Raw genomic sequence first — 10,653 nt, 5'->3', positions numbered from 1 at the left:
AGCCTAATCTTTGTGTTGCGCCTCTCTGTGAGTGCGGCGCGTATTATGCAAATCGCTTGGCTTACCGTCAACCTCTTTTTAAGAAAAAATCACTTAATTGAGTTCGATTGGTTAAAAAAACACTGATTCGAGTGAAAACTAGACGAAAAAGCCACAAAAACATCTCTTTACCAGGGTAGTTCATCCCCATTACTGTGAAAGAACCGGCCTGAGGTTTCTATCGTAAGCTCATCAATACGTTGCATGAGTCGTTCAGCCGCTGTAGCTGGAGAAATATCACCGCGTCCACCGACCATATCCGTTTGCACGTAACCGGGGTGCAGTAAGACGACCGCTATTTCTTTATCCTTTAAATCCAATGCCAGAGATTTACCGGCGGCATTGAGTGCGGCTTTTGACATCCGATAACCATAGCGGCTACCTGAACCATTGTCGGCTATGGAACCCATTCGACTGGTAATTAAAGCGACCTTGCTTTCGCTTTCGAGGTTATCCAGTAGAGTTTCCGTAACCCGTAGCGGTGCTATCGCATTTACTTCATATTGAGCACGTAACATACGCGCGTCTAAGTCACCGAGCTCATCATGGTTAAGTAAACCCGCGTTATTGATAAGTATATCGATACGAGTGTTGCCTAAGCCTTCTTTCATACGTAAAAGGTCAGCGGTTTTCGTAACATCAATACCTTCTATGATATCTACATCAAGCTCGGTAAGTTGTTTTGAGTTGTTACGGCACACGGCAGTGACTGAATAGCCCGCCTCTGAGTACCGTTTGGCTAACTCAAAACCGATGCCACGGTTGGCACCGGTAATGACGACATTCGACATATTAACGTCCTTTAATCAGATTGTGTGAGATCTTTGGGGTCGAGCAGGCGCTCGAGTTGATTACGGTCCATATCGGTCATCTCTTCAGCGACATCGATAATAGGACGCTTCTCTTTGTAAGCGCGCTTAGCGATATCAGCGGCTTTGCTATATCCAATAACTGGATTCAATGCAGTTACTAAAATAGGGTTTTTAGCTAAGGCCTTCTCTAAATTATCGTGATTCACCTCAAAATCCATAATGGCTTTATCCGCTAAGACTTGGCAGCTTTGCGTGAGCAACTCAAGTGACTGCATCAAATTATAGCCGATCACAGGTAGCATGACGTTAAGCTGAAAGTTACCTTGTTGGGCGGCCGTTGTGATGGTGGTATGGTTTCCATTAACCTGTGCTGCAACCATCGCAACCGCTTCGGGGATCACCGGATTCACTTTCCCGGGCATAATGCTACTACCCGGTTGCAATGGGGTCAGTTGTATTTCACCTAAGCCGGCGAGTGGGCCGCTGTTCATCCAACGTAAGTCATTGCTTATTTTTAATAGCGTGGTTGCAAGCGTATTTAATTGCCCATGCAATTGCACATTGAGCTCTTGTCCTGCTATGCCAGTAAACGGGTTACGTGATGCTTTAAAAGCAATGCCCGTTTGCTTGCTGAGCGATTGCGCAAACAAGTCGGCGAACTGTTCGGGCGCGTTAATACCGGTACCAATCGCTGTTCCGCCTTGCGGCAGTACTTGCGAGTGCTCACACAGTTGCGGTAACTGCTGAGCCGTCAACTCGAGCTGTCCGGCCCATGCGTTCAATTCCTGAGCCATAGTTAATGGCATCGCATCCATTAAGTGGGTACGACCGGTCTTTACCACATCACGTAATTCAACTGCTTTTTTTCTGATGGTGTCAATCAGGTGCTTGAGTGCTGGCTGTAATCGCTGTTCGACGGCCACGACACTAGCGATTTGAATCGCCGTTGGAATCGTATCATTACTTGATTGGCTGCGATTGACATCATCATTTGGATGAACATCAATCCCTTGCTGCTGGGCAATATGGGCAATGACTTCATTGACGTTCATATTCGAACTCGTTCCTGAACCTGTTTGAAAAACATCAATCGGGAACTGGTCGACGTGCTGGCCATCAATAATTTGTTGAGCGGCTGCTTGAATGGCGACTACTTTGTCTTTATCGAGGTCTGCACATTGTTGATTCGCAGCCGCGGCTGACCATTTTATGCGCGCGATGGCTTTGATGAGTTCGGATGGCAGTGTAAGTCCACTGATGGGAAAGTTATTAATAGCGCGTTGTGTCTGGGCGCCATAAAGTGCACTCTTCAAGACTTCAACTTGCCCCATACTATCTGATTCAGTCCTTGTCTCGCGGCTCATAACCTGTTCCTCCTAAGCCAAAGAATTGGGTTAATTTGAAATACGGTCTTATACTCCTAAAGATCAGTTCTAAACGAGCGTCGCTTGTATTAAGCTAGCAACATGAGCGCTTGCGCTTCATTATCTCTAACAGCTATATGATAAGGCGAACCATGATTAAACAGCTAGCTTTGAGCCTGATCATGATTGTGTTCTCTGCGACCTCATGGGCGGATACGCAAACTATTCGGGTTCTCGATAAAAACGGTAATCCCGTTAATAACGCAGTTATTCTGATTAATAAGTCGGTGCTAGCAAGCCCCCACGGCGCGCAAGACAACGTTATTATTGACCAAGTTGATAAGCAGTTTGTACCCAAAGTCTCTTCGATTCAGGAGGGCAGTACGGTGGTCTTTCCAAATAGTGATAATATACGTCATCATGTGTACTCTTTCTCAAAAGCGAAGCCTTTTGAGTTAAAACTTTATTCAGACCAAGAGCGTCCCAAGGTGACTTTTGACAAGCCGGGGGTGGTGACGCTCGGCTGTAACATTCATGACGATATGATCGGCTACGTTGTGATTAACAATGCGTTGCAGGGATTCGTGTCCGATGCGTCGGGAAAGGTCAGTATTGAGTTCAATGACGCGGTCAGTAAACAATCGCAAGCGATAACACTCCGCGTTTGGCATCCATGGATGGGGGATGACCTCAATGCGGGCGAACTCATCGAACTAAAAATGCCAATCAAGAATAGCGATATAAAGCTGGATGTGGCACCACCAGCGCCAAAGAAAGAAGAAAAGTCGCGATTAGAAAAACGCTTTAATCGCTTAGGAGCTTGATGTTTAAACAGTTTAAAGTCCGACTCGCGGTCATTTTTGGTATCCTCATTGCTATTGCATTGAGTGGTGCGGTATTGGCCGTACTGCTCACAACTTCTAATCAAGTTGAACGTACCTTGCAGCGTGAATTAACCGTCAGTGAACGATTATTCCGCGAGTTGATGGATAGTCGAGCTGAGCAACTGCGGCGCGCCGCTGAAGTCCTTACCGACGACTTTGGCTTCAAACGTGCGGTTGCGACTGAAGACCGCGATACCATTGTTTCCGCGCTTGTTAATCATGGTGACCGTATTGGCACCGATCTCATCGCGTTGCAGAATCCAGATGGCCAAGAGATTGCTTCGACCCATAATTTAGATTTAAAGCAGTTGATTAGTGGTGAGCAGGGTGGCAAGGCGCTACTTGTATCTGAAGGGCAGCTTTATCAGGTGGTCACTGTGCCCGTTACAGCCCCCAACTTAATTGCTTGGGCGACGCTGGGTTTCGAGGTCAACAACACATTAACCGAGCAACTGAAAGAGTTAGCCAACGCAGATATTACATTATGGCTTGAACAACCCAGCCTGTTACTGGCCTCGAGTTTACCCGCTTCATTGCGCGAGGGGTTTGCACAGGCATTATCCTCTGAGCAACAGGGTTACGATGGTTGGCTTCAACAAAGTGGGCTGGCGCTGCAAGAGACCACATTAACGACGGTCGGAGGCGATGTGGTGCATGTTTCTCTGACAACGTCACGCGCTGAAGCCATGCGGCAGTTTGATGAGTTGCTCGTTCAGATTTTACTGATTGGAGCCATAGCGCTTGTTATCACCTTAATTGTCGCGCTCTTCGTTGCAAAAACCATTTCTACGCCGGTTGCGCTATTATCTCAGGCTGCAAGTAAACTAAAGTCAGGTGATTATTCACCCACTAACTTACAATCACGTAAAGATGAGTTCGGTCAATTGGCCGATACCTTTGAGTCGATGCGTTCTGCTATCGCATTACGTGAGCGTAAAGTGAGGTTCCAAGCCACTCATGATCAGTTAACAGAACTTCCTAATCGACGGGAGTTGCAACGACTATTGAATGAAAAGCTCGGTGACTCAGCCTCGTCGGGGTGGTTGCTGCTTATCAACATACGCAATTTTCGTCGTTTAAATGATAGCGTGGGTCAGCGAATGGGTGATGACGTCTTGAAACAATTAGCAGGGCGCTTGCTTTCTGGATGTCAATCGAATGATATCTTGGCTCGCTTCGGCGGTGATGAATTTGCGCTGGTCACGGAGGGCGAGACTGAATCAAGAATAGCTCGTCGGTTAGAAGATTTGAGCGTTCGCCTTAACGTACCTTTTGTGGTTGGGGGGAGTCAGTTTGAACTTAAATTCAACTGTGGGGCAGTACAATTCCCCAATCATGCGACTGAGTTGGATAGCCTCATCCGTCGTGCTCAGGTTTCGGTAAAGCATGCTAAAGAGCACAATCAGTTTAATGCATTTTATCAAGAAGGATTTGATGAGGCGCATTTACGTCGACTCGCGATTGTTGAGCAACTCCCAAAAGCGATTGCGCGAGGTAGCTTCACGCTTGTTGCGCAACCGAAAGTCCGAGCTACGGATGGCCGTACAGTGGCCGCAGAAATGCTGATCCGCTGGCATGATGAGCAACTGGGTTGGGTTGGGCCTGATGAATTTATTCCACTGGCTGAGCAGTCGGGCATGATCACCGAAATAACCCACTGGGTCGTGGAGCAGGCCGAACAATGGGTGAATCAATTACGAACGTTCGAGGATGATATTAAGTTAAGTATTAATATCTCAGCGGTTGATTTGATCAACGATAAGCTCGCCAATGATTTAGTGGCGCTCAGTCAACGCAATATGCAACGCTATTTGATATTGGAAGTCACGGAAAGTGCGTTGATGAATGAGCCTGAAAAGTCGATTGCTTGCTTAAAAATGCTAAGTGAGCTCGGCTACGAGATTTCTATCGATGACTATGGTACGGGGTATTCGTCGCTATCGCAGATACGTCGCTTACCGATCAATGAGTTAAAAATTGACAGAGCCTTTATTCAGTATTTAATGACCCAACCCGACGATCAGTCCATTGTGCGTTCGACCATTCAACTCGCGCATGAGTTGAACTTACGTGTTGTCGCCGAAGGAGTTGAGGACGAAGCCAGCTGGCATTGGCTGTTAGCGAATCATTGTGATGTGCTGCAGGGCTATTATTTTAGTAAGCCGATTTCATTTGAAGAATTACATTTACGACTATTGAAGGAAAAAGAGCATGCCTAAACGCATTTTTTATGGCTTATCCGTACTCTTGCTGAGTGCTGTTCAGCCTGTGCTGGCGCAACAATTTGAAGCACCGGGATCGCGTCTATTGGCGACCGGCGGCGCAAGCACTATCGAGGGGAGTGGCGGCGGTGGAATTGTGCCATGGGCAACCCTCAGCAGTTACGCCGATGAAGGTGAGTGGGGCGCGACTGTACAGATGACGGAAGTACAAGTTGATGATTTTAGTTTAAGTGTGCAAGGCGCTAGCTTTAACTGGAATAACCGAGTTGAAGTTTCCTATGCACGCCAGCAGTTCGACTTAGAAACGATTGGTGGCGAACTCGAACAATCTATTTGGGGGGTTAAAGCGCGACTCAGCGGTGATTTGGTCTATGGGGTGATGCCGCAGGTCAGTGCCGGCATCCAACACAAAAGCAATCAGACCTTCGCCTTACCTCAGGCGGTGGGTGCAACTGACGACTCTTCAATGGATTACTATGTGAGTGCCGCCAAAGCCTGGCTTGCGGGACCGTTTTCGCGTACGTGGGTGGCTAATGTTACGTTACGTAATACAGAAGCGAATCAACTCGGGTTACTTGGCTTTGGTGGTGATAAGGAGGATAGTCGCGAGTGGGTGGGAGAAGCTTCTGTTGCCGTTTTTCTCGATCGCTACTGGGCGGTAGGTGTTGAGTACCGTCAAAAACCGGATTTACTGAGCTTTGCCAAAGAGGACGATTGGAAAGATATTTTCGTTGCTTATTTTCCCTCGAAGCATGTGTCCGTGGTTGGTGCATACGCAGATTTGGGGTCTATCGCTGGATTAGAGTCACAAACCGGTTGGTACCTTTCGGTTCAGGCAAGCTTTTAAGGAGTTCACATGAAAATTTGGGTGAGTGCAGCACTAGTGTTGCTAGGTAGTATGATGTCTGGGGCGGTACAGGCACAATCGTCAGAGCTATATCAACAGTTAGGCGAACGAAGCGGCATCGAAACGATCGTCGAAGAAATGCTACTTGGAGTAGCTGATGATGAGCGTATTGCGCATTATTTTGCTGACGTTGATATTCTACGTCTGCATAAGCTGATCAGCGAACAAGTGTGTAATGTCAGCGGCGGTCCGTGCGAATATACGGGCGACAGTATGGCCGTTTCACATAACAACTTAGGGATTAATAACGCTGATTTTAATGCGCTAGTGGAGCATTTAATTGCCGCAATGGAACAGGAGAATGTCCCCGTTGCTGCGCAAAATGAGTTGCTCGCATTACTGGCACCGATGCACCAAGATATTGTGGAATAGTTAGACATCAAGTTAAGCATAAAAAAAAACCGGCAATGATTGCCGGTTTTTTTGTCGTAGAAAGGTTTATACGTTGAAGCGGAAGTGAATGACATCACCATCTTTAACGATATATTCTTTACCTTCAAGACGCCATTTACCGGCATCTTTCGCACCTTGCTCACCGTTATACTCAACATAATCATCGTAGCCGACTACTTCGGCGCGGATAAAGCCCTTTTCAAAGTCAGTATGAATGCGCCCTGCAGCTTGCGGCGCACTGGCACCAATTTTTACCGTCCACGCGCGGACTTCTTTAACGCCCGCTGTGAAATAGGTTTGCAAATTAAGCAACTGGTAACCACCGCGAATCACACGATTGAGTCCGGGTTCTGCTTGGCCAAGCTCTTCTAAGAAGGCTGCTTTATCGTCGTCGTCAAGTTCAGCAATTTCTGATTCGATAGCCGCACATACGGGCACGACGACAGCGTTTTCTTTTGCTGCGATTTGACGCACAGTTTCTAGGTGAGGGTTATTCTCGAAGCCATCCTCGTTAACGTTAGCGATATACATCGTTGGCTTCAGCGTTAATAGGTTGTATGAACGAATTACCGCCTTTTCGTCGTCTGTTAAGTGAACAGAACGCGCCATCTCGCCTTCATCTAACGCTGGCTTGAGCTTCTCTAATACAGCAATTTCTGCTTTCGCTTGCGCATCGCCGCCTTTTGCTTTTTTGCCCAAGCGGTGAAGCGACTTATCGACTGAATCCAAATCTGCTAGTGCTAATTCAGTATTGATGGTATCGATATCATCCGCAGGGTTAATACCACCGCTGACGTGTACAATGTTATCGTCTTCAAAGCAACGAACCACATGACCAATCGCATCGGTTTCGCGGATGTTGGCCAAGAATTGGTTGCCAAGACCTTCGCCTTTTGATGCCCCCTTAACTAAGCCCGCGATATCCACAAATTCCATCGTAGTGGGAATCACTTTTTGTGGGTTCACAATACTTTCGAGCACATCGAGGCGTGGGTCGGGAACCGCAACAACACCGGTATTAGGTTCGATGGTACAGAAAGGAAAGTTAGCCGCTTCGATACCGGCTTTGGTCAAAGCATTAAATAACGTGGATTTTCCGACGTTTGGTAAACCAACAATACCACAGCGAAATCCCATGAGATAAACCTCTATTTACTGGCACGAAAGCTGTGCAACTGCTGTAACGCAGGGCCCCAACCTTCATCGATTAAAATATCAATAGCACGACTGGCTTCATCGATACACTCGTCGAGGAGCGCGCGTTCGGGCGCGGATGGCTTACCCAATACGAACCCGGTCACTTGTGAACGGTGTCCGGGGTGACCAATACCGACTCTCAAACGCATAAAGTCCTGAGTGCCCAACTGGGCGATAGTATCTTTAATACCGTTATGACCGCCTGCGCCACCCCCTCGTTTGAATTTTGCTACACCGGGATCAAGATCAAGTTCATCGTAAGCGACGAGGATCTGTTCGGGAGCAATTTTATAAAAGCGCGCCATCGCTGCAATTGAATAGCCGCTTTTATTCATAAAGGTCTGTGGTAATACAATGCGGAGATCACGAGTGGCGGTTTGATGTCGACCAATCAATGCTTTCGTTTTTGTATCGGCAGTGAGGGTTACGCCGTGACGACGGCAATAGGCCTCAACTAACCAAAAACCCGCATTATGGCGGGTTTTTTCGTATTCGGGGCCTGGATTTCCCAGGCCCACAAGCAATTTAACGTCTGTTCCCATTAGGGTTACCTAACGCTATTACTCGTCAGCGTCTTTTTCGTTCGCTGCAGGGACTTCGTCAGCTGCTGGTGCTTCGTCTTCAGACTCTTCTTTCTCTACGCGAGGCGCAGTGATTGAAACAACAGCTTGGTCGTGATCTTCACCTTTGGTTAACTCAACCAACTCAACGCCTTCTGGTAAGTTAAGGTCCGTTAGGTGAATAGTGTCGCCTACTGACAAGTTAGCGATGTCAACTTCCAAGTACTCTGGTAAGTCTTTTGGTAAGACCATGATTTCTACGTCGTTCACGTGGTGAACAACAACACCGCCCTCATCTTTAACGCCTTTAGCTGTTTCTTCGTTTAAGAAGTGCAGTGGCACGTGAGTGTGCAACTTGTGACCTTTTTCAACACGTTGGAAGTCTAAGTGAGTTAACTTAGGCTTGTACGGGTGACGTTGCATGTCTTTCAAGATTGCTTGGTGTTTTTTACCATCAATCTCAAGCGTCAAGATGTGCGAATAAAAGGCTTCGTAGTCAGCCATGTTATTCACTTTGTTGTGGTCTAATTCAAGTGCGATTGGCTCATCTTTACCACCGTAAAGAATAGCAGGTACTTTGTCCGCATGACGCAGGCGGCGGCTCGCACCTTTCCCTTTGTCCGTACGAACGGTAGCTTTGATATTAAAATCTAATTTAGCCATGTGATTGGGCTCTCATCTGTTTATAAGTAAAAAATGTCAAAACTCGCGACCAAGTCTTGACCCAAAACTTGGAAACCGACTCAAAAGCCGGTTTCCAAGGGCGCGGAATAGTACCACTGTTACCAAGTTAAAACAAGCGTTATAGCCAAGCCAACCTAGTAATCAAACATGGCTGAAATCGACTCTTCATTGCTAACGCGTCGCAATGCTTCTGAGAGCATGCCAGATAACGTGAGTTGATGTACTTTGCCGGTTGCTTTCATTTCTTCGCTCAGTGGGATACTGTCAGTGACTACGAGCTCATCAATGGCTGACTCTTTGATATTGCTGACAGCATTACCAGAGAATACAGGGTGAGTAGCATACGCAAACACACGTTTCGCACCGTGTTGTTTAAGCGCCTCAGCAGCCTTACATAAGGTGCCACCGGTATCGATCATATCGTCGACGATGATGCAGTCACGATCTTTAATGTCACCAATAATATGCATGACCTGCGAAACGTTCGCTGATGGGCGGCGTTTGTCGATAATCGCAAGATCGGTATCGTCCATTAATTTGGCGAATGCACGGGCACGCACAACGCCACCAATGTCGGGTGATACGACGACCGGGTTATCGAACTTCTGGTTACGCATATGTTCGAGCAGTACGGGCGTGCCAAACACATTATCGACAGGTACGTCGAAAAAGCCTTGGATTTGCTCAGCGTGCAAATCAACCGTTAGCACGCGATCAACACCGACGCTCGATAAGAAGTCGGCGACAACTTTTGCCGTGATCGGTACTCGCGCTGAGCGCACTCGGCGATCTTGGCGCGCATAGCCGAAATAGGGCATAACAGCAGTAATACGACCGGCAGAAGCGCGACGCAGCGCATCAACCATGACGATAAGCTCCATCAGGTTGTCATTGGTGGGCGCACAAGTTGACTGCAATAAAAAAACGTCCGCACCGCGGACGTTTTCATTGATGGCGACACTGATCTCACCGTCACTAAAACGACCTACAGAGGCGTCTCCGAGTTTAATATATAGGCGGTCAGCGATTTTCTGCGCGAGTTCTGGCGTGGCGTTACCAGCGAAGAGTTTCATGTCAGGCACAACAAACCTCGACTAAATTTGGGTTAATGTCCGGATAAGCGATGAACGGTTCTGGCCCCGCACAACATAACTTTCGGGTAGTGAAAGTTGCGCTTGTGCAGCAATAGCTTGTTGCTGATTCGCAAAGCGAGTAAATAAGCAAGCACCTGTGCCAGTAAGCCGAGTCGGTCCATAGTTTAGCAACTGCGCGTGTAGCTTGGCAACTGCGGGATACTGCTTAAGCACCACGGATTCAAATACATTGTTGGTGTTTTGCCAGTCCCATTGCGAGGGAGATAAAGGCTTGCAGTCGCGTTTTAAGCCCGCATCAGCGAACAACGCTGCGGTTGAAATATTGACTTGAGGTTTGACCACTAAATAATAGCTTTGGTCGGGTTCAACGTCGGTGAATTGATCACCAATACCTGTGGCGAAAGCGCTGTGCCCATGAATGAAAATTGGCACGTCAGCGCCAAGTTCGGCACCGATGGTAAGCAATTGCTGTTTAGTAAAAGGTTGACCCCAGAGAT

General features: G+C 47.5%; 11 protein-coding genes. 4 read left to right on the top strand and 7 right to left on the bottom strand.

Annotated elements, in window-relative coordinates:
* Positions 1–167 precede the first annotated feature (167 nt).
* Both OS145_RS05390 and OS145_RS05385 read right to left on the bottom strand, forming a co-directional pair.
* Positions 168–830, bottom strand: a complete 663-nt coding sequence (locus OS145_RS05390) for an SDR family oxidoreductase (protein WP_006955210.1) — start codon at positions 828–830, stop codon at positions 168–170.
* Positions 831–841: 11 nt separating this feature from the next.
* Positions 842–2,215, bottom strand: coding sequence for a class II fumarate hydratase (locus tag OS145_RS05385; RefSeq protein ID WP_006955209.1), 1,374 nt, complete (start codon positions 2,213–2,215; stop codon positions 842–844).
* Between the two features lie 152 nt (positions 2,216–2,367).
* Between OS145_RS05385 and OS145_RS05380 the strand changes: the two genes are divergently transcribed.
* The 4 genes from OS145_RS05380 to OS145_RS05365 are packed head-to-tail and all read left to right on the top strand — an operon-like array spanning position 2,368 to position 6,600.
* Positions 2,368–3,039, top strand: coding sequence for a methylamine utilization protein (locus OS145_RS05380; RefSeq protein ID WP_006955208.1), 672 nt, complete (start codon positions 2,368–2,370; stop codon positions 3,037–3,039).
* The gene (locus tag OS145_RS05375) at positions 3,039–5,318 is read left to right on the top strand and encodes a bifunctional diguanylate cyclase/phosphodiesterase (protein ID WP_006955207.1); all 2,280 of its coding nucleotides are present in this window, start codon (positions 3,039–3,041) and stop codon (positions 5,316–5,318) included. Before OS145_RS05380 ends, OS145_RS05375 begins: the two co-directional genes overlap by 1 nt.
* Positions 5,311–6,168, top strand: coding sequence for a DUF3034 family protein (locus OS145_RS05370; RefSeq protein WP_006955206.1), 858 nt, complete (start codon positions 5,311–5,313; stop codon positions 6,166–6,168). Before OS145_RS05375 ends, OS145_RS05370 begins: the two co-directional genes overlap by 8 nt.
* Before the next feature lie 9 nt (positions 6,169–6,177).
* Entirely contained in the window at positions 6,178–6,600 is a 423-nt protein-coding gene (locus OS145_RS05365) for a group I truncated hemoglobin (RefSeq protein ID WP_006955205.1), read from the top strand.
* Between the two features lie 66 nt (positions 6,601–6,666).
* Here OS145_RS05365 and ychF read toward each other — a convergent pair whose 3' ends face one another.
* The 5 genes from ychF to OS145_RS05340 form a co-directional block, all read right to left on the bottom strand.
* The gene (gene ychF / locus OS145_RS05360; RefSeq protein ID WP_006955204.1) at positions 6,667–7,758 is read right to left on the bottom strand and encodes a redox-regulated ATPase YchF; all 1,092 of its coding nucleotides are present in this window, start codon (positions 7,756–7,758) and stop codon (positions 6,667–6,669) included.
* Between the two features lie 11 nt (positions 7,759–7,769).
* The gene (pth, locus tag OS145_RS05355; protein ID WP_006955203.1) at positions 7,770–8,360 is read right to left on the bottom strand and encodes an aminoacyl-tRNA hydrolase; all 591 of its coding nucleotides are present in this window, start codon (positions 8,358–8,360) and stop codon (positions 7,770–7,772) included.
* A gap of 18 nt (positions 8,361–8,378) precedes the next feature.
* Positions 8,379–9,041, bottom strand: coding sequence for a 50S ribosomal protein L25/general stress protein Ctc (locus tag OS145_RS05350; protein WP_006955202.1), 663 nt, complete (start codon positions 9,039–9,041; stop codon positions 8,379–8,381).
* Positions 9,042–9,196: 155 nt separating this feature from the next.
* Entirely contained in the window at positions 9,197–10,144 is a 948-nt protein-coding gene (locus OS145_RS05345) for a ribose-phosphate pyrophosphokinase (protein WP_040487723.1), read from the bottom strand.
* 12 nt (positions 10,145–10,156) lie between these two features.
* Positions 10,157–10,653, bottom strand: a 497-nt coding sequence (locus OS145_RS05340) for a 4-(cytidine 5'-diphospho)-2-C-methyl-D-erythritol kinase (protein WP_006955200.1), incomplete at its 5' end; no start/stop codon positions are given.

This window comes from Idiomarina baltica OS145 (genome assembly GCF_000152885.1).
Lineage (GTDB): Bacteria > Pseudomonadota > Gammaproteobacteria > Enterobacterales > Alteromonadaceae > Idiomarina > Idiomarina baltica.
This window is presented reverse-complemented; position numbering and strand designations above follow the sequence as displayed.